At 72.2% G+C, this 21628-nt stretch carries 18 protein-coding genes; 11 read left to right on the forward strand and 7 right to left on the reverse strand.

Annotated elements, in window-relative coordinates:
• Positions 1 to 95 precede the first annotated feature (95 nt).
• Together RY94_RS03360 and RY94_RS03365 are read left to right on the forward strand one after the other, a co-directional pair.
• Entirely contained in the window at positions 96 to 1100 is a 1005-nt protein-coding gene (locus tag RY94_RS03360) for an ABC transporter permease (protein WP_043441809.1), read from the forward strand.
• Positions 1097 to 2038 carry an ABC transporter permease gene (locus tag RY94_RS03365; protein ID WP_043441812.1) on the forward strand — a complete coding sequence of 314 codons (942 nt, stop codon included), beginning with the start codon at positions 1097 to 1099 and terminating at the stop codon, positions 2036 to 2038. Before RY94_RS03360 ends, RY94_RS03365 begins: the two co-directional genes overlap by 4 nt.
• Before the next feature lie 66 nt (positions 2039 to 2104).
• Here RY94_RS03365 and RY94_RS03370 read toward each other — a convergent pair whose 3' ends face one another.
• Entirely contained in the window at positions 2105 to 3061 is a 957-nt protein-coding gene (locus RY94_RS03370) for a DUF5996 family protein (protein ID WP_231554397.1), read from the reverse strand.
• Between the two features lie 290 nt (positions 3062 to 3351).
• Here RY94_RS03370 and RY94_RS03375 point away from each other — a divergent pair, with 290 nt between their 5' ends.
• Positions 3352 to 4827, forward strand: coding sequence for a reverse transcriptase family protein (locus RY94_RS03375; RefSeq protein WP_082046022.1), 1476 nt, complete (start codon positions 3352 to 3354; stop codon positions 4825 to 4827).
• 6 nt (positions 4828 to 4833) lie between these two features.
• Here RY94_RS03375 and RY94_RS03380 read toward each other — a convergent pair whose 3' ends face one another.
• The 4 genes from RY94_RS03380 to RY94_RS03395 all read right to left on the reverse strand — a co-directional run bounded on the left by RY94_RS03380 (position 4834) and on the right by RY94_RS03395 (position 9224).
• Positions 4834 to 6654 (reverse strand): dipeptide ABC transporter ATP-binding protein, encoded by a 1821-nt coding sequence (locus RY94_RS03380; RefSeq protein WP_043441817.1) that lies wholly within the window; start codon positions 6652 to 6654, stop codon positions 4834 to 4836.
• Between the two features lie 56 nt (positions 6655 to 6710).
• Positions 6711 to 7193 (reverse strand): type II 3-dehydroquinate dehydratase, encoded by a 483-nt coding sequence (aroQ, locus tag RY94_RS03385; RefSeq protein WP_043441820.1) that lies wholly within the window; start codon positions 7191 to 7193, stop codon positions 6711 to 6713.
• A gap of 7 nt (positions 7194 to 7200) precedes the next feature.
• Positions 7201 to 8526: an MFS transporter gene (locus RY94_RS03390; RefSeq protein ID WP_231554398.1), complete on the reverse strand. Its 1326-nt coding sequence runs from the start codon at positions 8524 to 8526 to the stop codon at positions 7201 to 7203.
• Between the two features lie 116 nt (positions 8527 to 8642).
• Positions 8643 to 9224 carry a TetR/AcrR family transcriptional regulator gene (locus tag RY94_RS03395; protein ID WP_043441822.1) on the reverse strand — a complete coding sequence of 194 codons (582 nt, stop codon included), beginning with the start codon at positions 9222 to 9224 and terminating at the stop codon, positions 8643 to 8645.
• A 105-nt stretch (positions 9225 to 9329) separates the two neighbouring features.
• Here RY94_RS03395 and RY94_RS03400 point away from each other — a divergent pair, with 105 nt between their 5' ends.
• The gene (locus tag RY94_RS03400) at positions 9330 to 9752 is read left to right on the forward strand and encodes an organic hydroperoxide resistance protein (RefSeq protein WP_043441824.1); all 423 of its coding nucleotides are present in this window, start codon (positions 9330 to 9332) and stop codon (positions 9750 to 9752) included.
• Between the two features lie 63 nt (positions 9753 to 9815).
• Here the strand turns inward: RY94_RS03400 and acs are convergent, their stop codons facing one another.
• Positions 9816 to 11774: an acetate--CoA ligase gene (acs, locus tag RY94_RS03405; protein ID WP_043441826.1), complete on the reverse strand. Its 1959-nt coding sequence runs from the start codon at positions 11772 to 11774 to the stop codon at positions 9816 to 9818.
• A 287-nt stretch (positions 11775 to 12061) separates the two neighbouring features.
• On the opposite strand from acs, the gene RY94_RS16595 reads away from it, so the two are divergent.
• The 3 genes from RY94_RS16595 (at position 12062) to RY94_RS03420 (ending at position 15272) form a co-directional block, all read left to right on the forward strand.
• Positions 12062 to 13633: a hypothetical protein gene (locus RY94_RS16595; RefSeq protein WP_052273888.1), complete on the forward strand. Its 1572-nt coding sequence runs from the start codon at positions 12062 to 12064 to the stop codon at positions 13631 to 13633.
• Positions 13634 to 13688: 55 nt separating this feature from the next.
• Positions 13689 to 14492, forward strand: a complete 804-nt coding sequence (nth, locus tag RY94_RS03415; RefSeq protein ID WP_043441829.1) for an endonuclease III — start codon at positions 13689 to 13691, stop codon at positions 14490 to 14492.
• Positions 14493 to 14588: 96 nt separating this feature from the next.
• Entirely contained in the window at positions 14589 to 15272 is a 684-nt protein-coding gene (locus tag RY94_RS03420) for an NUDIX hydrolase (RefSeq protein WP_043441832.1), read from the forward strand.
• A gap of 89 nt (positions 15273 to 15361) precedes the next feature.
• Here RY94_RS03420 and RY94_RS03425 read toward each other — a convergent pair whose 3' ends face one another.
• Positions 15362 to 17056, reverse strand: a complete 1695-nt coding sequence (locus RY94_RS03425) for a bifunctional 3'-5' exonuclease/DNA polymerase (protein ID WP_043443433.1) — start codon at positions 17054 to 17056, stop codon at positions 15362 to 15364.
• 105 nt (positions 17057 to 17161) lie between these two features.
• Here RY94_RS03425 and ssd point away from each other — a divergent pair, with 105 nt between their 5' ends.
• The 4 genes from ssd to RY94_RS18305 are packed head-to-tail and all read left to right on the forward strand — an operon-like array spanning position 17162 to position 21220.
• Complete coding sequence (gene ssd, locus RY94_RS16600) at positions 17162 to 18235, forward strand: septum site-determining protein Ssd (protein ID WP_052273889.1); 1074 nt, start codon at positions 17162 to 17164, stop codon at positions 18233 to 18235.
• Positions 18232 to 19776 (forward strand): TadA family conjugal transfer-associated ATPase, encoded by a 1545-nt coding sequence (locus RY94_RS03435; protein ID WP_442853432.1) that lies wholly within the window; start codon positions 18232 to 18234, stop codon positions 19774 to 19776. The genes ssd and RY94_RS03435 overlap by 4 nt, the downstream gene beginning before the upstream one ends.
• Complete coding sequence (locus RY94_RS03440; RefSeq protein WP_052273890.1) at positions 19773 to 20555, forward strand: type II secretion system F family protein; 783 nt, start codon at positions 19773 to 19775, stop codon at positions 20553 to 20555. Before RY94_RS03435 ends, RY94_RS03440 begins: the two co-directional genes overlap by 4 nt.
• Positions 20552 to 21220, forward strand: coding sequence for a hypothetical protein (locus RY94_RS18305; protein ID WP_052273891.1), 669 nt, complete (start codon positions 20552 to 20554; stop codon positions 21218 to 21220). Before RY94_RS03440 ends, RY94_RS18305 begins: the two co-directional genes overlap by 4 nt.
• The last annotated feature ends 408 nt before the right edge of the window (positions 21221 to 21628 follow it).

Consider the following 21628-nt stretch of genomic DNA (forward strand, 5'->3'; position numbering starts at 1 on the left):
AGCAGTACGCAGCGCGGGCCGGCCACTGATCCCGGTGGCCGGCCCGCCCTGTCCTACCCCCGCCCGGCATCCCGGTCCATCCGGAAGGATCCCCAGTGTTACGCGTCATCGGTAAGCGGCTAGCCCTGCTCATCCCCACCCTCTTCGGCCTGTCCATCCTGCTGTTCCTGTGGGTACGCAGCCTCCCCGGCGGGCCGGCGACGGCCCTCCTCGGGGAGAAGGCCACCCCGGAGGCCATCGCCCGGGTCAACGAGCTGTACGGGTTCGACCGCCCGCTGATCACCCAGTACCTGACCTACATCGGCAGGCTGCTCCAGGGCGACTTCGGAATCTCCATCAACACCGGGCGGCCCGTGCTCGAGGAGTTCGCCACCCGGTTCCCGGCCACCGTCGAACTGACGATCATCGCCCTGATCTTCGCCATCGGCGTCGGCGTGCCGCTCGGGTACCTCGCGGCGCGGCACAACGGCCGGTTCATCGACCACAGCTCGGTGGTCCTCAGCCTGATCGGCATCACGGTGCCGGTCTTCTTCCTCGCGTTCATCCTCAAGTACCTGTTCGCGATCCAGTGGTCGCTCCTGCCCCCGGACGGGAGGCAGGACCCGCGGATGGATGCCACGCACTACACGCAGTTCTACGTGCTCGACGGGCTGCTGACCGGTGAGTACGACGCCGCGTGGGACGCCTTCCTGCACCTGATCCTGCCGGGGATCGCCCTCGGCACCATCCCGCTCGCGATCATCGTCCGCATCACGCGCGCCTCGGTCCTCGAGGTGCAGAACGCGGACTACGTGCGCACCGCCCGCGCCAAGGGGCTCAGGGAAAGCACCATCCGCAGCAGCTTCATCCTGCGGAACGCGATGCTCCCCGTCGTCACGACCATCGGCCTCCAGCTGGGCCTGCTCATCTCCGGCGCGGTGCTGACCGAGACGGTCTTCGCCTTCAACGGGATCGGCAGGTTCCTGCGGGACGCCATCTTCGGGCTCGACTACCCGGTCCTCCAGGGCTTCATCATCTTCATCGCCGTCCTCTACGCGCTGATCAACCTGATCGTCGACCTCTCCTACTCCGTCATCGACCCGAGGGTGCGTGTGCAATGAGTACCATCCTGCCCCCCGCCGCCGGCGGTTCCGTGGCCCCGAACGATCCCGCCATGGACACCGGGCGCGGCACGGGCCTGTGGAAGGACGCCTACCTCCGGCTGCGCAGGAACCCGCAGGCGATCGTGGGCGCCGTCATCATCGGGCTCTTCCTGCTCGTGGCGATCCTCGCGCCGATCCTCGCGCCCTACGGCGGCGACGAGCTCCCCGGACGCACGTCGATCACCCCCACCACCATTCCCGGTCCGGGCGAGATCGACGGATTCCCGCTGGGACTGGACCGCTTCGGCGGGGACGTCCTCAGCAAGCTCATCTGGGGGGCCCGGGCATCGCTGCTGATCGGCGTCGTCTCGACGGCGCTCGGTCTCGCGGGCGGCATGCTGCTCGGCGTCCTGGCCGGGGGCCTCGGCGGCTGGGTGGACAGCGCGATCATGCGGTTCGTGGACATCCTGCTGTCCGTCCCCAGCCTCCTCCTCGCCGTCAGCATCGCCGCGATGCTGGGCCAGAGCACCTACGCGATCATGATCGCCATCGGTGTCTCGCAGATCCCCATCTTCGCGCGGCTCCTGCGCTCCACGATGCTGTCCCAGCGGGGCGCCGACTACATCCTGGCGGCGCAGACCCTGGGCCTCAGCCGCCGGACAATCACCATGAGCCACCTGCTGCCCAACAGCATGGGTCCCGTGATCGTGCAGGCCACCCTCAGCCTCGCCACCGCCGTGATCGACGCCGCCGCGCTGGCCTTCCTCGGCCTCGGTGGCGGTCTGCCGCAGACCGCGGAATGGGGACGCATGCTCACCTACGCGCAGGCGGAGCTCGGCGTCGCACCGCAGCTGGCCTTCCTCCCGGGTGCATGCATCGTCATCACGGCGCTGGGCTTCACCCTGCTGGGCGAGTCGCTGCGCGAGGCGCTCGACCCGAAGACCCGCAGGAAGTAGCCGGGTCCCCTGCGGAAGCGGCCGTCGGCCCCTCGGGCCGGTGGCCGGGTCCCCTGTCCCGGCCGCTCAGCGGGCGTGCACGTCCAGGCGCCGGGGGTCCGTCAGGAGGCCGGCGTCCCAGCCGCCCGTCGTCGCTGCCGCGGCGTAGGTGGCCCGCAGGAAGGCGAGCAGTACCGCATCCGGGTCGGCAGCCGTCCGGACGGCTTCGTAGGGCAGCAGGAACTGGCGGAACTCGGCACTGTAGAACGCGCCCCCGACGTCGACGGGCGCGTCCCGGTAGCCCTCGGGTTCGGGGTAGGCGTACGAGTAGAACGCGCCCTCCTCGCCGCCGCCGGGCCAGAACCCGCAACTCGAGAGCTCGTGGGAGTAGCCCTCCTCCATGACCCAGTCCGCGCAGTTCGGGGCGCCCCCGGGGTGGGTGGGCGCGGGGCGCCCGGAGAACCGGGTGCAGGCGAGGTCCATGCCTCCCCAGAAGAAGTGCACGGGGCTCACCTTGCCGAGGAACACGGCCCTGAAGCGCGTGAGGACCCGCTCGGCCTGGATGAGCTGGCGCCAGAACGCCGTCACGGCGGCGGGATCGTAGGAGGCGTGGTCGTGGTCCTCGGCGAAGGGCACCGCCGGTTCCACCTCCGTGGGGACCGGCCGGATCGGGGCATCGATCCCCACGCCGGCCAGCGCCGCCATGGTCCGTTCGTGGAACCGGGCCACGGACTGCGGCTCGAGGGGGACGCTGCGGTCCTCACCCGCACTGGTGCGCACCAGCAGGCGGTGGTTCACGACGTCGAACTCCAGGTCGAAGAGGCCGTTGCCGTAGGGGATCGACGACGTGCCCCAGCCGCGCGGCGTCACGTAGAACGGCACCTGCCACCAGTGGTTGACGAGGGGAGCGTGGGCCATCCGGATCTTGCCGACGACCTGGCACCACATGTGCAGCGTGGCCCGGGTGTCCTGCCAGTCCTCGACCCGGAGCGCGGGCCAGCCGCCCGCCGTCGTCGTGCCGCTCATGGTGCCGTGCCCGCTCATGGTGACCCCCGTCGTCGTGTGCCGCCAATCTATGCGCCGGGCGGCGGCCGGTCCAGGGACGGGCCGGGACCGCTTGCTAGGGTGGCAGCGACGGACCCCGGCCGAGGCGGGACGCGTACGCAGTGCGCGTTCCTCTCCGGGGCAACCCCGGGGCACGCAGACCGACCAGCACAGGGCGCCTCAGGCGCCCGCCTGCGCTCCGCGCAGCTCAGCGCCCGAACAGAGGGACAGGTCGGCCGGGGTCCGTCGCACCACCGCGCGGCGGCCCGCGCGGGTTCAGAGGGGGAACCATGGACAGGACCGACCCGACGACGGGCGACGACGACCCGACGCGTCCCGCGACGCGCGATCGCGGCGCGCGTGGAACGCCGTCTCCACGGCCGACGCCGGCCTCGGCCACGCTGGCCCGGGAGCCGGCACCGGGCGTCCCGGGTCTCTCGCTCCTGCTGGCCCATGCCTTCCTCGCCGCTCCCCGGTGGCGGCGGCAGGAGCTGATCGCGGCGGGTGCCGCCCTCCTGGGCGCGCGACGGCGCTGGCTAAGTCCTCTCGTCCGCGGCGTCCTCTCCGGTCACCCCAGGCCGCCCGACGGCGCGCCCCGGGAGCTGGCCCGCTGGATCGCCGCCCAGCCCGCGTTCACGGAGGCGGTCGCCAGGGCATCGGCCCGCGGCACGCCCCTCCGTCCGGTTCATCATCTCCTTGCGGTCCCGGAGGCGCAGGCCCCGGCCGGGTCCACCGCTGCGGAGGGCGCCGCCGGGACGCAGGGGACGAGGGACCTCGCCTGGCTCGCGCGGGAGCTGCGGCTCACGCCCGGGGAACTCGACTGGTTCGCTGACACCCGGCACTGGAATCGGCGTGCCGCGCAGCGGGCGCTGCACCACTACCGGTACGAGTGGCGCGTGCGGTCGGGACGCGTGCCGCGGCTCCTGGAGATCCCCGGGATCCGCCTGCGGACGCTGCAGCGCCGCGTGCTGGACCACATCCTCGCCCCGATCCCGCTGCACGATGCGGCGCACGGCTTCGTGCCGGGACGCAGCGCGCGGACGGGCGCGGCGGTCCATACGGGGACCGACGTCGTCATCGCCCTCGACCTGGTGTCCTTCTTCGCGCGCGTCCCGCCGGGCCGGGTGTTCGGTGTCTTCCGCCAGACGGGCTTCCCGGAAGCGACCGCCCACGCCCTCACGGGACTGTGCACGCACGCGGTCCCGGACGCGGTGCTGCGGTCGATGCCCGACGGCGGCAGTGCCGGCGAACGCTTCGCCCTCCGACAGGCACTGCGGGCGGCGCATCTGCCGCAGGGGTCGCCGTCGTCGCCGGCCGTCGCCAACCTCGCCGTCCGGCGCCTCGACTCGCGGCTGGCCGGCTGGGCCGCCGCCGCCGGAGGCAGCTACACGCGGTACGCCGACGATCTCGCGTTCAGCGGCCCGCCCACCCTGGCCAGACGCGCCGACGCGTTCGTCCGCGGCGTCGAGCGCATCGTCGTCGACGAAGGCCACGCCGTGAACCGGCTCAAGACCCGGGTCAGTGGAGCCCCGGTCCGGCAGACCGTGACCGGCGTCGTCGTCAACGTGCGCACCAACGTGGCGCGGACGGACTACGACGCCCTCAAGGCGATCCTCCACAACTGCCGCGTGCACGGGCCGGAGTCCCAGCGGCGCGGGCAGGCCGACCTCCGCGCGCACCTCGCCGGGCGGATCTCCTGGGTGGAGTCCCTGAACCCGCAGCGGGGACGCCGGCTCAGGGACGCCTTCGAACGGATCAGCTGGTGAGGGACGTCAGGAGGCCAGCTCGCCGATGTTGAGCTCGTTGCCCGGGATGGACGCGAGCAGCTTCCGCGTGTACGGGTGGCGGGGGTTCTGGAAGACCTCCTCCGAGCTGGCCGCCTCGACCAGTTCGCCGTCCTTCATGACGCACACGTAGTCCGAGATGAGGCGCACCACCGCGAGGTCGTGCGAGATGAACAGGTAGCTGAGGCCGAGCTCCGACTGCAGGTCGCCGAGGAGCTTCAGGATCTGCGCCTGCACCAGCACGTCGAGTGCCGAGACCGGCTCGTCGCACACGATCAGTTCCGGCTTCAGCGCGAGGGCGCGTGCGATCGCGACGCGCTGCCGCTGCCCGCCCGAGAGTTCCGCCGGGTACCGGCGCAGGGCGTTCTGCGGCAGCGAGACCTGGTCCATCAGTTCGCGGACCCGGGCCGCGCGCTCCTTCTTGGACCCCCGCTTGTACGCGTTGAGGGGTTCCTCGACGATGCGCTCGATCGTGAACATCGGGTTCAGCGAGGAGTAGGGATCCTGGAAGATGGGCTGCACGCGCTGCCGGAAGTCGCTCAGCTGCGCCTTGTCGAGGGTCGCGACGTCCAGGCCGTCGAACGTCATGGTGCCCGACGTCGGTTCGATGAGCTTCAGCAGCATGCGCGCCGTCGTGGTCTTGCCCGAGCCGGACTCGCCGACGATCGCTACGGTCTGCCCGCGCGGGATGTCGAGGGTGACGTTCTTCGCCGCGTAGAAGTCCTCCTTGCTCCCACGCCGCCTGTACACCTTCGTGAGGTCGCGGATCTCGACGGCAAGATCCTCCGGGCCCTCGACAACCCGCTGCACAGGACCGGCGGTATCACCATCCTGCACGNGACCGGAGGTGTGGGGACTCGCCACGGCGGGTCCGTCGTCGGACCCGGTGCCCTGCTCCGCGAAGACGGTCTCGGCGAGCTTCAGCCGGCTCGCGGCGTCCGCGGTGAAGGCCCCCGGGCTCAGGCGGACGGCGGCGACGCTGGGGGCTGCGCGCACCAGCGACTGCGTGTAGGGATGCTGCGGGTCGTTGAGCAGCTGGTCGGCCGGTCCGGCCTCCACGACCCGCCCGCGGTGCATGACCACGAGCTGCGAGGCGCGCTCGGCGGCGAGGCCGAGGTCGTGCGTGATGAGGAGCACCGACGTGCCGAGCTGCTCCGTCATGGTCTCGATCTGGTCCAGGATGGTGCGCTGCACCGTCACGTCCAGGGCCGACGTCGGCTCGTCGGCGATCAGCAGGCGCGGCTGGCAGGCGAGGCCGATCGCGATGAGCGCCCGCTGGCGCATGCCGCCCGAGAACTCGTGCGGGTACTGTTTGGCGCGTTCCCCGGCGTCGGGGAGCCCTGCCGCGGTGAGGACCTCGATCACGCGCTGCTTGACGTTCTTCTTCGTGGCCATCCCGTGGACGAGGAGGGTCTCGGCGACCTGTGTGCCGATCTTCGTCACCGGATTCAGGTTGGACATCGGGTCCTGCGGGACGAGGCCGATCGCCCGGCCGCGGATCGAGCGCATCTTCGCCTCGGGCAGGCTCGTGAGGTCCTGGCCCTCGAACAGGATGCTGCCGGAGGTCACCCTGCCGTTGCCCGGCAGCAGGCCGATGCAGGCCATCGCCGTCGTCGACTTCCCCGAGCCGGACTCGCCGACGATCGCGAGGGCACTGCCGCGCCGGAGGGTGAAGCTGGCGTCCTCGACCGCATGGACCTCGCCGTGCGTGGTGCGGAAGCTCACCGCGAGGTTCCTCACCTCCAGCAGGGGTGCGTCGGGGTCCTCGGGCAGTGCGGCCGTGCTTCCGGCGGGAGTGATGTCCGTCATAGGACCATGGTGCCTTATGGGTCGGGTGATCGGCGTCGTGGCGGGACGGGCCCGCGCTAACTTTCTGGTGCCGGTGCGGCGTCGGGCGCCGCCGCGGCGAGCGCCGAGGCGAGATGGTCGACGGCGAGCCGGTAGCCGTCGATGCCCGCGCCGACGATCACGGCGTCGGCCACGCCGGAGATGTACGAGTGGTGCCGGAAGGCCTCGCGGCGGTGCACGTTGCTGATGTGGACCTCGACCACGGGCAGGCCGACGCCCGCGAGCGCGTCGCGGATGGCGATCGAGGTGTGGGTGTAGGCCCCGGCGTTGATGACGATGCCGTCCGCCGTCGCGCGCGCGGCGTGGATGGCGTCGATGATCTCGCCCTCGTGGTTGGACTGCAGCGCGCTGAGGGCACAGCCCCGGTCCCGCGCGGTCTCCGACGCCAGGCGGACGACGTCGTCGAGCGTCGCCGTCCCGTAGACGTCGGGTTCGCGTGTGCCGAGCAGGTTGAGGTTGGGTCCGTTGATCACGAGGATGCTGGGCGTGCGCGGGGTCATGCCCTAACTATGCCGCACCTGCGGCGGAGTCGGCCGGATCCGTGGGCCGCGACCGCAGGCGCACCGCGCCGAGCGCCCCGGCGGCCGTGACGAGGCTCATCGCGGCGAGGACCACGCCGGGGTGCCACCATGCGCCGTCGGTGGCGATACCGAACTGCTGCGTGATCGACGGCGCGAAGCCGGCGACGATCGCGGCGATGCTGTAGGCGAAGGACAGCGCGGTGAACGCCGTCGCGGGCTTGAAGATGTCCGCCATGAGTCCGCCGAGCGCCGCCCAGCTGGCGGTCGGGAGGATGCCGCCGAGGATGATCGCCGCGATGTACACCGGTTCGGTGGCGATGCTGATGACCCAGTACAGCGGGAAGGCGATGAGCGCCGTCCCGAGCGCTCCGCCGGCGACGACCCGGGCGGACCCGATGCGCATCGCCAGGTAGCCGAACGCGGGGATGGTCACGAGCTGCAGGACGGAACCGACGAGCGCCGCGTTCAGGACCGTCGCCTGGGACAGGCCGAGGGTCCCGGTGCCGTACGCCTGCGTGTAGGTGACCATCAGGAAGTAGGAGCCGATCCCCAGCACGGCGGAGGCGATGGCGACCACGATGGCGGCAGGCTGGGACCTCAGGACCTCGAGGAAGGGGGCGCGGGGGAGGGCGCGCTCCCGGCTCGTCTCCCTGAAGACGGGCGTCTCGTCGATCGCGAGCCGCAGGTAGATCGCGACGGCGAGGAACGGGAACGCGAGCAGGAACGGGATGCGCCAGCCCCAGGTGGTCATGACCTCCGGCGCCACGACGGCGAGGGCCAGGAAGATGGCGGAGATCAGCATGGTGCCCACGGGTGAGCCGAGCTGGGGGATGGAGGCGTAAAGCGCCCGTTTGCGCGGTTCGGCGTGCTCGGTGGCGATGAGGATGGAGCCGCCCCACTCGCCGCCGAGCGAGAGTCCCTGCAGGAGGCGGAGGACGGTCAGGATGATCGGCGCCCAGATGCCGATGGTGGTGTAGTCCGGCAGGAGGCCCACCGCGCCGGTCGCCAGTCCCATCAGCGTGATGGTCCAGATCAGCGTGCGCTTGCGGCCGATCCGATCACCGAGGTGGCCGAAGAGGATGGCCCCGAGCGGCCGGGCGACGAAGCCCATCGCGAAGACCAGGAACGCCGAGAGGGTGCCCGCCAGGGGGTCCTGCGCGGTGAAGAAGACCGTGTTGAAGACGAGCGCCGCCGCCGTGCCGAACACGTAGAAGTCGTAGGACTCGAGGGCCGTCCCCACGAACGAGGCGCCGGCGACGCGGCGGGCCATGCGTGGATTCGTGACGGGAGGCTGCTGCAGGGTTGTGGACACGATGGAATCATCCTCTCGCCGCAGGGCCTCAGCCACCTTTCAGGACGAACGTCACACCCGTCGTCGCCCGGACCGAGCCCGGACCGAGCCCGGACCGAGCCCGGACCGAGCCCGGCTCAGGCGGGCAGGGGTGTACGGCGGCGGGCGTCGATGATCGCCCGTCCGGCCGTGGTGAGGGACCCGGTCACGGCTGCCGGGTCTCCCATGAAGCCGTGCACCATGGCGCCGTCGCGCAGCATGATGAGCTGGTCGGCGACGACGTCGGGTCCCTCCACCGCGAGCTCGGTCAGCAGATCGGTCACCACGGCGTGCAGCCAGGTCCGGTACTGCCCGACGGCGTCCCGCACCAGCGAGCCCTCCGCGGGGTACTCGGCGGCCGCGTTGATGAACGTGCACCCGCGGAAGCCCGGCCGGCACGCCGCGTCGCCGTTCGCGGCGGCCAGCCGGAGCAGGACCCCGCAGGCGTCGGCGCCCTCGGCCCGCTCGCGGTCGACCGCAGCCTGCAGCCGGCGCAGCTGGTCCTCGAGGTACGCGACCACGAGGTGGTCCTTGGTCGGGAAGTGGCGGTAGAAGGTCACCTTCGTGGTCCCGGCGTCGGCGATGACCCGGTCGGCGCTGACCGAGCGGATACTCGTGGCGTCGAACAGGCGGGTCGCCGACGCGAGGATGCGCTCGCGGACGGGAGGGACGGTCATCATGCTCCATTCTGCGGCCGTCGTGCCGATTAGGCGGATGTAGAGTTACTAGTTAGTCTACATACTCGGTAAGGGCATCCGGCCCCCACGATGAAAGGAATCGACACCATGAGCGCTCTCTACACGGCAGTGGCGACGGCGACCGGTGACGGCCGCAACGGCAAGGCGCGGACCGACGACGGGCAGCTCGTGGTGGACCTCGCGGTCCCCACGGAGATGGGCGGCGCGGGCGGCGCGACCAACCCCGAGCAGCTCTTCGCCGTCGGCTACGCGGCCTGCTTCCACAGCGCCCTCAAGCTCGTCGCGGCCCGTGGCAAGGCCACGATCAGCGAGACGGCGGTCACCGCGGAGGTCAGCATCAACCCGGTCGACGGCGGCGGGTTCCAGCTCGCCGTCGCCCTGCACGCCGAGATCGGCGGGGTGGACCAGGAGACCGCGGACCGGCTCGTGGAGCAGGCGCACCAGGTGTGCCCCTACTCGAACGCCACCCGCGGCAACATCGAGGTCACGGTCGACGCCACGATCGGCTGATCGGTCCCGGGACGAGGAAGGCCCCCGCAGGTGCGGGGGCCTTCCTCGTCCTGGTCCGGGCTGCTACTTCCGCAGCGACACGGCGATCTGCTGCATGATCGTCGGATCGGACAGCGTGGTGGCGTCACCGACCTCCCGGCCCTCCGCGACGTCCTTGAGCAGGCGCCGCATGATCTTCCCGCTGCGGGTCTTCGGCAGTTCGGGGACCACCAGGATGTTCCGCGGCTTCGCGATCGGGCCGATCTCCTTGGCCACGTGGTTGCGCAGGGTGGTGACGATGTCGTCGTCGTCCTTCGCCGAACCGCGCAGGATCACGAAGGCGACGATCGCCTCGCCCGTCGTCTCGTCGCTCGCCCCGACGACGGCGGCCTCCGCCACCGAGGGGTGGCTGACCAGGGCCGACTCGATCTCGGTGGTCGAGAGGCGGTGGCCCGAGATGTTCATGACGTCGTCCACCCGGCCGAGGAGCCAGATGTCGCCGTCGGCGTCCTTCTTCGCGCCGTCGCCGGCGAAGTACATGTCGTCGAAGCGCGACCAGTAGGTGTCCTTGAAGCGCTGGGGGTCACCCCAGATACCGCGCAGCATCGCGGGCCAGGGCTCGCGGATGACGAGGTAGCCGCCGGCGCCGTCCGGGACGGACTCGCCCATCTCGTCGACGACGTCGATCGCGATCCCGGGCACGGCGACCTGCGCCGAGCCTGGTTTGGTGGCGGTCACCCCCGGCATGGGGGCGATCATGTGCGCCCCGGTCTCGGTCTGCCACCAGGTGTCCACGATCGGCGCCTTGCCTCCGCCGATCACGTCCCGGTACCACATCCAGGCCTCCGGGTTGATGGGCTCCCCGACGGAGCCGAGCACGCGGATCGACGAGAGGTCGTACTTCTTCGGGATGTCACGCCCCCACTTCATGAAGGTGCGGATGGCCGTCGGCGCCGTGTACAGGATGCTCACCTTGTACTTCTCGATGAGTTCCCACCAGCGGCCCTGGTGCGGGGTGTCCGGCGTCCCCTCGTACATGAGCTGGGTGGCGCCGTTCACGAGGGGCGCGTACGTGACGTAGCTGTGCCCGGTGACCCACCCGATGTCCGCGGTGCACCAGAAGACGTCGGTCTCCGGATGCAGGTCGAACGTGTTGCGGTGGGTGAACGCGGTCTGGGTGAGGTAGCCACCGGTCGTGTGCAGGATGCCCTTCGGCTTCCCCGTGGTCCCCGAGGTGTAGAGGATGAACAGGGGGTGCTCGGCGTCGTGCGCCACCGCCGTGTGCTCGTCCGAGGCGCCGTCGACGACGTCGTGCCACCAGAGGTCGCGCCCTTCGGTCCAGGTGACGGGCTCGTTGTTGCGGCGGACCACGACGACGTGGGAGACGGTGTGGCCTTCCCCCTCGAGGGCGCCGTCCACGGCCGGCTTGAGGGCGCTCGGCTTGCCGCGGCGGTACGTGCCGTCGGCGGTGACCACGAGCTTGGCCTCGGCGTCGTCGATGCGGCTGCGGAGCGCCTCGGCGGAGAAGCCGCCGAAAACCACGGAGTGGACGGCGCCGATCCGGGCGCAGGCGAGCATGGTGACGACGGCCTCGGGGATCATGGGCAGGTACACGGCCACGCGGTCGCCCTTCTGCACGCCGAGGGATTCGAAGGCGTTGGCGGCCTTCTTCACCTCGCGGGTGAGCTCCGCGTACGTGATGGTGCGCGTGTCCCCGGGTTCGCCCTCGAAGTAGATGGCCACGCGGTCGCCGAGGCCCGCCTCCACGTGCCGGTCCAGCGCGTTGTAGGCGGCGTTCACGGTGCCGCCGACGAACCACTTGGCGAACGGCGCGTCCGACCAGTCGAGGGTCTGGGTGAAGTCGCGGTCCCAGGTGAGCAGCTCGCGGGCCTGCCTGGCCCAGAACTCGGTGCCCTGTTCACGGGCCTCGTCGTAGAGCGACGGCTGTGCGATCGCCTGTGCCGCGAACTCGGCGCTCGGCGGGAAGCGGCGCTCCTCGTTCAGCAGGTTCTCGAAGGCGTCGCCTTGTCGTTCGGCGGTCATGATCTACCCCTTTGTGACGTGGTCGGTAACGGACAGAAGAAGCGGGGTACGCCCTTCCGGCGCACCACCACGTGCTCTACGGGAACCCTACCGAGTTCTCCCCGGCCCTGTGTGCCCGCGGTCACACGGCCTAGCCGAACTGCGGCGATTGTGCGATGAGCGGCGCGGTGCCGGTGCCCGTGCTTGCTGGAGAAGGTCTGGGCCGGTGGCTAGGGTGGAGGGAGGCAATCGACGTCGGAGGCCGCTGGTGCTCCGACGGACACCAGCGCCATGAACGGGAGTACACCATGACCGAAGCATCCGAGGAACATCGCAGCACGGACCACGGGACGGCGGACGGCGCGGAGCGGTCCTCCTCGCCCGCCCAGGCGGCGGGATCGGACGGGACCTCCACCGAGACCCGGCCCGTCGGCCGGAGCCGGGCCCTCGTCGGACCGTTCACGCTACGGGAAGTGCTGTTCGGCGGCGGAGTGCTGCTCGTCTTCATCGGCACCCTGCTGCCGTTCATCGACGGGATCGTGCGCTCCGAGAACTTCTGGAACACCGCACCGCTCTTCTTCGTCGGGATCGGCATCCTGCTGCCCGTGGTGTCCCTAGCCCTCGTCGCGGGACGCCGCCTGGGAAGCTCGGGGCTGCGCGTCGGCTCGCTGTCGGTCGACCAGTTCGCCTCGGTCTCGGCGGTGCTCGCCACCACCTACTTCTTCCTGCAGACGGTGACCCAGTTCCACCTCGGGCCCCTGGTGGCCCTGATCGGCGCGCTCGGCATGCTGACCGCGACCGTCCTCGCGCCGTTCCTGCCCGTCCTCAAGGACGATTTCGCCGACCGCCCCGAGGTACCGGCCCACCCGGTGGCGCGCTCCATCACGGCGGCGCAGCCCCGCCCCGCCAAGCCCGCGAAGCCCGCCCGCGAGAAGCAGGCGCTCACGACGACGGACACCGGCGCACTCGATGCCCCGGGGACCGATACTGCTGCGACGGGCACTGCCGCGTCGGACACTGCCTCATCGGCTCCCCGGTTCGGCCGGAAGGAGAAGTCCGGGGTGAACCCCGCCGCCGCGGCCGTCCTGCAGAACGGCGCCGGCCTGTACGGAGCCGGGGGGGCGGGCGCCGTGGGTGCTGGCGCCGCCGCCTCGGGCCAGTCCGGGATGGAGCCCGGCACCGCCAGGACGTCCGCAGCATCCGCCCCGGCAGCCGACGACACGTCCGGCAAGGCAGCCAACGACACGTCCGGCAAGGTGGTCGGCAACGCGTCCGGCGCGGCCGACGGGAAGGTCACCGCGTCCGGCGCGGCCGACGGGAAGGTCACCGCGTCCGGCGCGGCCGACGGGAAGGTCACCGCGTCCGGCGCGGCCGACGGGAAGGTCACCGCGTCCGACACCCCTGACGACGCGTCCGCCCGTGGAGCGGAGGGCTCGGCCCGCACGTCGGGCTCGTCCGTGGGTGGTGCCCACGCCGTCGAGGGTCGCGACGCGGCGCGTGGCGGCACCGATGAGGAGGAATCCTCCACCGCGGTCCACACGGCGTCCTCGAGCGAGACCCGGATCCAGGAGGTCGTCCGGGACGGGTCGACCCTGACCGACACCGCGCAGCCCGCCGAGGAGCCCCATCGCCAGGAGCCGATCACCGCGACGCGGTCGGCGGAGGAGGAGCCCGTCGTCGAGGCGTTCTGGTTCGCCGTCGGGTCGCCCCGGCCGGTCTTCGACGAACAGACGGGCCGCGAGGTCTTCACGCTGCAGCCCGGCGACTGGGAGGTCGGCATCGAGGACCGCGGCACCGATTTCCTCGTCCAGGACAAACGGACGGGCTCGGTCGGCATCCTCCGGGACCTCCGCAACATCGAACGCGCCCCCCAGGACTGACACCCCCCTGCCGCGGCGCAGCCGGCGGGCATCAGCATCGGAAGGAGACACGCGAGTGGCAGGCAGGAAAGCGCAGGTCGACGAGGAGTCACCCGTCGCCCTGAAGCGGCGGGCCCGGAAGATCAACCGGATCCTGGGTGAGACCTACCCGTACGCGGTGGCCGAACTCGATTTCGGGAACGCGTTCGAACTGCTGATCGCGACGGTGCTGTCCGCGCAGACCACGGACGTGCGCGTGAACCTCACGACACCGGCGCTGTTCGCGCGCTACCCCGACCCGCGGGCGTTGGCCGAGGCCGAGGAGAGCGAACTGCAGGAGCTCATCCGGCCCACGGGGTTCTACCGTGCGAAGGCCACCAGCCTGCTCGCGCTGTCCCGGCGGCTGGTCGACGAGTTCGACGGCCAGGTGCCGGGCACCCTGGCCGATCTGGTGACCCTTCCCGGGGTCGGTCGGAAGACGGCCAACGTCGTCCTGGGAAACGCCTTCGGCATCCCCGGTATCACGGTGGACACGCACTTCGGTCGGCTCGCCCGCCGCTTCCGGTGGACGGCGTCGGATGATCCGGTGAAGGTCGAGCAGGACGTGGCAGCACTGTTCGAGCGCAGGGACTGGACCATGCTCTCGCACCACGTGGTCTTCCACGGCCGTCGGATCTGCCATGCCAAGAAGCCCGCATGCGGCGCCTGTCCCGTGGCCGCGCTGTGCCCGTCCTATGGTGACGGGGAGGCGGACCCGCTGAAGGCGGCGAAGCTGCTGAAGTACGAACTCGCGCCCGGTCGGGAGGACCTGCTCGAGTCGATGCGCGCCGGACGAACCCGTGCCGAGCTCCGCGAAGCCGGGCACGGGCTGGGTGCTTAGGACCGCCCGCCCGCGGCCCGCGCGGGAACGCCGTGGCGGGCGCCGGGCCCGGACGGGCCGGAACGCGGTCGCCGCGCGACCCCCGGAGACCCGGGCATGACGGCGCGCGACGAGCTCGCCCATTGGGTGAGGTCCCTGCAGGTGACGACGACACCCCTCGTGCGCACGGACGGCTGGCAGTTCGCGACACTCGATCCCGCGAAGAGCCGCCGTGCCGCCGTGCTCATCCTGTTCGGGGCGAGGAACGATGTGCCGCCCGCCTCCCCGCCGCGGCCCGCACCCGACGACGTCGACCTCCTGTTCGTGATGCGCGCCAGTTCCCTGGCCCACCATCCCGGGCAGGTGGCATTTCCCGGCGGGACCATCGACCCCGAGGACCAGGACGAGGGCGCGGCGGCGCTGCGCGAGGCGCGCGAGGAGACCGGCGTGGATTCCGGGGGCATCGAGATCCTGGGCATGCTGCCCGAAGTCGGGCTTCCGGTCAGCAACTTCATGGTCACGCCCGTCCTCGCGTGGTGGACGGAGCAGTCGCCGGTCCATGCGGTGGACACGGCGGAGTCGGAGCTCGTCTTCCGGTGCGCCGTGGGCACGCTCCTCGACCCGTCCCGTCGGAGGACGGCCGTGGTGCGACGGAACGGATTCGTCAGCAGGACCCCCGCCTTCCTCACGCCGGACGCCGTGATCTGGGGGTTCACGGCGATGCTCCTGGACGCGATCTTCGACGGGCTCGGCTGGACGAGGCCGTGGGACCGGTCGCTGGAGATCCCTGCACCGTTGTGAACCGATCGGGCTCGTAGCGCCGGCGGTTCGGCCGCTGGCCCGGCTGCTGAAGGGCCGGGTGGACGACGCGGACGGGCGGCCCGGTGCCGCTACTTGGCGTCGGCGTAGGAGGTGACGGTGACCGTCGAGATCGAGAACTCGATCGGGATCTCCCCGAACATCAGCCGGGTCGCGGCGCGCGCTGCGTCGGCGAGGATCGTCGTCGCCTCGGCGCCCTGGTCCTCCGGGACGTGCAGGACCACTTCGTCGTGCAGGAAGAACGCGATCGTGCCGCGTGGCTCGGGGATGGCGCTCTCGGCGAGCCGCCTCCGGATCTCCGCGAGCCAGCACAGCGCCCACTCCGCCGCTGTCGCCTGGACCACGAAGTTCCGGGTGAAGCGTCCGCGGGCCCGCGCCGCGCCGTCGGCGCGGCGCTGTTCCTCCGCCGTCGTCGTCCGTTGCCGGGCACGCCACTCCTCCGAGGCGGGAGGGCAGCCCCGGCCGAGGTGGCTCGTCACACCGTCGCCCGATTCGCCGGCCCGCGCGGCCGCCTCGACGACGCCGATGGCCCGCGGGTACGCGCGCGTCAGCTGGGGCATCAGGCGCCCCGATTCGCCGCTCGTCGCGCCGTACATGGCCCCGAGCATGGCGAGCTTCGCCTGCGAACGGTCACCACCGAAGCCCTGGTCGGCGATGCCCTGGTAGAGGTCGCGGCCCCGGGCCGCCGCGGCGAGCGCCGAGTCCTGTCCGAGGGCGGCGAGGACCCGGGGCTCGAGCTGGGCGGCGTCCGCGACGACGAAGACGTGGCCCGCGTCCGGGCGGACGGCGTCGCGGACCTGCCGCGGGATCTGCAGGGCGCCGCCGCCGCGGGAGGCCCACCGCCCGGACACGCTTCCGCCCACCACGTACTCCGGTCGGAAGCGCCCGTCCCGGATCCACGCGTCGAGCCAGTTCCAGCCGTTCGCGGTGAGGAGCCGCGACAGCTTCTTGTAGGCGAGCAGCGGCCTGATGGCCGGGTGCTGCTGCTGCTCGAGCTCCCAGGACCGCGTGGTCTTCACCTCGACGCCCGCCCGGTGCAGGGCCCTCAGGACCTCCTGGGGGGAATCAGGGTTGAGTGCCGGACTGCCCAGGGTCCGGCGCAGCTCACCGGCGAGGTACTCGAGCTTCGCCGGCCGGACGCCCTCGGCGGGCCGCGGTCCGAGGGTCCGTTCGAGGAGGTCCTCGTGCACGTCCCGGCGCCAGGGCAACCCCCAGTGCTCCATCTCGGACGCGATCAGCGCGCCCGCGGATTCGGCGGCGACGAGGAGGTTCAGGCGCCCGGGGTCCGTGGCGCCGGCGATGGTGGAGAGCTGCTGGGTGAACTCCTCGACGACGTCGTCGAGGAGGGGTCCCGTGGCCTCGTGCGGCTCGTCGAACAATGAGTGCTGGTTCGGCGGAGGCGGGGGTGGGAGCAGGGTCCGGGGAGGTTCGGTGCCGTCCGCCGTGAGGGCCGCGGCCCGGATCGACGCCAGATACGGCGAGGGAGCGCAGGACGGGGCGTTCGCGAGGAGGGCGCGGGTGAGGCCGATGTCGCGGCAGCGGTCGACGTCGACCCCCGCCGCCAGCAGATCCGGGTACCAGACCCTCGTGCCCGCCCAGACCCAGACCGGCCGTCGTGCCCCGGCCTGCGCGACGGCGGCGGGGAGCCGGTCGCGGTCCACCAGCAGCGGCTCGCCGATGCGGCCGCCGACGGCGTCCAGGGGCTGGAGCGCGACGGCGACGCGGCCGCCGCGGGTCGACGGCCCCTGCCCCATGGCGATGTACATGTCCATATCATCGGTGGCGCCGGTGTCATTCCTGCAATCCGCAGCGTTGTCCACATACGGGGAATCGGACTCGCCGCCCCCCTCCCTCCCGGGGATGCTTCAGGGATGACCCAGCAGACGTGGACCCCGGAGGGACGACGGCCCGTGGTCCTGGCCGGCGGTTCCCAGTTCGTCCAGGACCAGGTGGCGCGTGCCTGCGCCGCCGCGGGGGTCGCCCCGCACTTCGCGGTCGACCTCGCGCGGGCCCTTCCCCTCGAGCCTGCCGTGCTGCTCCTCGGCGCTGACCAGGCCGCGGGCGGGCTGCCGGGCCATCGTGACGTCATCGTCGTCGGTGCGGCCGACGACGAGACGCGGGCGTGGGCCGCCGCGGCGAACCTGGCGTCCTCCCGGGTGGTCATCCTGCCGCAGGGTGCGGGCTGGCTCGCGGAGCACCTCGGCCGGCGCCTCAACCCCGCTGCCTCCGGAGCCGTGGTCGGCTTCCTCGGGGCCGCCGGCGGGGCGGGCGTCAGCACGTTCGCGTTCTGGTGTGCACGCCATGCCGCCGGTCGGGGGACCTCCACGCTGCTGGTGGACGGGCACCCCCTGGGGGGAGGCCTCGACCTGGCGCTCGGGATCGAGGAGCGCCCGGGCGTGCGCTGGGGCGACCTCCGCGACCTCCGGGGGACCCTCAACGCGGAGCAGCTCGTGGCGGCGCTGCCGTCCGACGGGCGCCTCGCCGTGCTGTCCCATGCCGCGCACTCCGAGGGGTCCGGTCCGCACCCCGGTCATGGAATGGAATCCGCCGGAGCCGTCCTGGACGCCGCCCGCGGGGCGTTCGACCTGAGCGTCGTCGACCTCGGCAGCGCCGGCAGTGCCGGGATCCAGTCCCTGGTGCCGTTGTGCGACCAGCTCGTCCTCCTCGTTCCCTCCAGGCCGCGGAGCGCCGTCGCGGTGACCCGCATCCTGGAGGCCTACAGCCCACTGCCGACCACCGTCGTACTGCGCGGTCCGGTGCTCGACGGACTGGATGCATGGCTGGTCGCGGACCTCGCCGGGCGCGCCGGTCCGCTGCCGTACCTGCCCTTCGTCCGGGGGTCCTCGGCGGCGGAAGCCGGCGGCAGGGCCCTGGACTTCCCGCTGCCCCGAAAGGCCCGGAAGCTCGTCGAATCGGTCGTCGCCGGTCTGGAGAAGGCGGGATGACCAGGAGCGGTGAGAACGGGATGGCCCCGCATCGACCGGAGGACTGCGGGGCCTCGACAGCGCCCACCAGACGCGAGCGGCGTGCGGCCGATCGGAGGGCGTCGACCCACCCGACCACGGCGGGCCCGGCGGCGGAGGCGGTCGCCGGCGATGATCCGGGAGCCGCCTCGATGGTGGAATCGGTCCGCAGGGCCGTTCTTGCCGGGGACGTCCCGGCGACCGGAGCGGCCTTCGCGGACGCCGTCGGGGCGAGTGGCAGGCTGCTCGGGTCGGAGGGCACCCTGTCGGCGCTCGATCGCGTCCGTGCCGAATTGAGGGGACTGGGCCCGCTCGAGCACCTCCTCGCCGAGGAATCGATCACGGACATCCTCGTCAACGGGCCGGACGACGTGTGGATCGACGGCTCGACGGGCCTGCGCCGCATCGGGGGCGCCTTCGTCTCCGAGGCGGACGTGCGGGCATTGGCCGTCCGCCTGGTGGCGGCGGGGGGAAGGCGCCTCGACGACGGCTGCCCCGCCGTCGACGTCCGGCTGGGGGGCCTTCGGGTGCACGCCGTCCTCCCGCCGATCTCGACGGCCGGGACCCTGCTGTCCATCAGGATCCGGCGAGTACGGATGTTCTCGCTCGGGGACCTCGTGGGCAGCGGGACGGTCGCGCCGATGATGGCAGAGGCACTCCGGCTGATGATGCGGCGCCGCCTGAACTTCCTCATCAGCGGGGCGACGGGGACGGGCAAGACCACGCTCCTGGCCACCCTGCTCGGCCTGGCCGCACCCCACGAGCGCGTGGTCCTCGTCGAGGACGCCGCGGAGCTGAACCCCGAGCACCCGCACACGGTCGGGCTGCAGGCACGGCACGGCAACCTCGAGGGGGCGGGCGTGCTGGACCTCACCGAGCTCGTCCGGCAGGCGCTGCGTATGCGGCCGGACCGGCTCGTGGTGGGGGAGTGCCGGGGCGCCGAGGTCCGCGAACTGCTCGCGGCGATGAACACGGGACACGACGGTGGCGGAGCGACCGTCCACGCCAACTCCGCCGAGGCGGTGCCCGCGCGGCTCAACGCACTCGCGGCGCTCGCAGGGCTCGGCCCGGAGGCCGTGGCGCTGCAGGCGGCGAGTGCCCTCGACGTGGTGGTGCACGTGGTGCGCGATGCGCAAGGCAGGCGTGTGGAGAGCATCGGCAGGCTGGAGCGGACCGCCACGGGGGAACTCACCGTGGTGCCCGTCCTCACGGACGCCGGAGCGGGGTGCCGGCGCGCTCCGGGCTGGGAGGGCTTCGCGCGCCGGGTGCGCCGGCCCGAGGACGGCCAGGACGGCGGGGATGACGGGGATAACCGGGATAACCGGGAGGACCGGGATGGCAGGGATGGCCGGGAGGACCGGGAATCCGGGGTTGGGCTTGGGGTTGGGGTTGCGTCAGGGGCAGGGTCAGGGCCGGGGTTGAGGCCGGGCTCCGAGGCCGGTCGGGCACAGCGCCTCGACCACGACGACGGGCCGGGGCCAGGGCACGCGGCCGACCCCGGGCGTGGACGGCGGGCGTCGTGACCGGGATCGCGGTGGCCCTCCTGCTGGCCCTTGCCGGCATCACCCTCGCCCTCCCGCGGGCCGGCCGGCGAAGCGGCGTGACGCCCGGGGTGGGGGCGGGACGGATCCCGGCGTCCGGACCCGCGCAGCAGTCCCGGAGGATCCCCGACGACGGCCCGTGGCGGTCCGCTGCACGCCGGACCGTCGACCTGCATGAGCTCCCGCTGTTCGTGCATCAGCTCGCCGGGCTTCTCCGCGCAGGCCGCCCTCCGCAGGTCCTGTGGGAGGACATGGAACGGGTCCACGCTGACGGACGCACCGCCTTCGCGGTGACAGCGTTGCCGGTGATCGCGACGGCCCGGCGGGCTGCCGAGCTCGGGTTGAGCGTCCCTGATGCTCTCCGCCAGGCGCTGGACAACACCCCGGGCCCGACGAGGCAAGGCATGGCCCGCAGCCGCGTCGACCGGCTGTGGGTCGACCTCGCCGGGTGCCTGACCGTCGCGGAGCGCAGCGGTGCGCCCCTCACCGGGATCCTCGAGCAGTACGCTGCACAGCTCGACGCCCAGCTCGACGGCCTGTCGGCGCGGGAGACGGCGCTCGCCGGACCACGTGCCACGGTCGTGCTCCTGGCCTGGCTTCCCGCCCTGGGGCTGGTGCTGGCCTTCGCCCTCGGCGTGAATCCGCTGGAGGTACTGTTCGGGTCCTCCCCCGGACGGCTGGCGCTGGCCGGCGGCGTCCTGCTCATGCTCGTGGCCCGCCTCTGGTCCCGCCGCCTGGTCGCGCGGGTCGACGCCGCATGATGGCAGGGCTGATCGTGTCCCTCCTCCTCGCCGCGGGAGCACTGGTCCTGACGGCGCCGTCGGGTCGCCTGCAGCGGGTCACGGTAGCGCCCACGGATCGGGTGCTGCGCGGCGGTATTCGGGACGGCCCCCTCATCCTCGACCTGCTGGCTGCCGTGCTGTCCGCGGGAGCGTCCGTCGAGAGCTCCCTGCTGGTCGTCGGGGAAGCCTGTGATCCGTCCGTCGGCTCGGTGCTGACCCGGGTACGTGCGGCTCGCCTCCTCGGGGCCTCCTGGGATGCGGCGTGGGAGGCGGGGTCAGCGGATGGGCGCCTGTCCACCGACGACCCGTCCACCCGCCACCCGCCACCCGATCTGCGGGCGACCGATCGACAGGCGTCCGGCCGGCGAGAGGCGCGCGGGCGGCGGACCCGGCAGCCCGACCCGCTGCCGATCATCGAGGACGTCCGGCAGGGTCTGCGGTTCGGCACGGCCACCGGAGCGCCGTCCGCGGCACTCCTGCATGCCCATGCCGCCCAGCTCCGACGGCGACACAACCGCGAGGTGGACAGGAGGGCCGCAGCGCTCGGCGTCCAACTCGTCCTGCCGCTCGGCCTGTGTTCCCTGCCGGCGTTCATCTGCCTGGGCGTGGTGCCCGTCGTCCTGGGCCTGCTCCCCGACCTGTAGCCCGGCCGGTCGTCGTTCCCGTCATCCCAGGCCGTCCGCTCCCGGCGCCGACCGTTCCCGGCACGGACGGTCGCTTCGGAGACGGTCCGGTGATGGCCGGTCCCTGTCCGGCCAGGTCTCGTGCGTTCTGCACGATCACGGCGGTTCCCGATCAAGGGACCCTCCGGTTATCCACTTAGCGACTCCTCCGCCCCGCGGCCGACCGCCGGATCGACAGAGTTGGTGCAGCGACATCCGTCGCTCACAGCACGTGGGGAAAGCCCCACCGACGAAAGGGCATGCCATGTCGATTCAGACGCAGCGTTTGGAGGGGAAGGGGTCGACCTTCGAGGCTCCTCAGGTGGAGCCCGGGAGCCCCAGCCACGGTCGAGGCAGCGCGACCACGAACGCAGTCGCGGACGGAGCTCA

This window comes from Arthrobacter sp. L77, from assembly GCF_000816565.1.
GTDB classification, from domain to species: Bacteria; Actinomycetota; Actinomycetes; order Actinomycetales; family Micrococcaceae; genus Arthrobacter_D; species Arthrobacter_D antioxidans.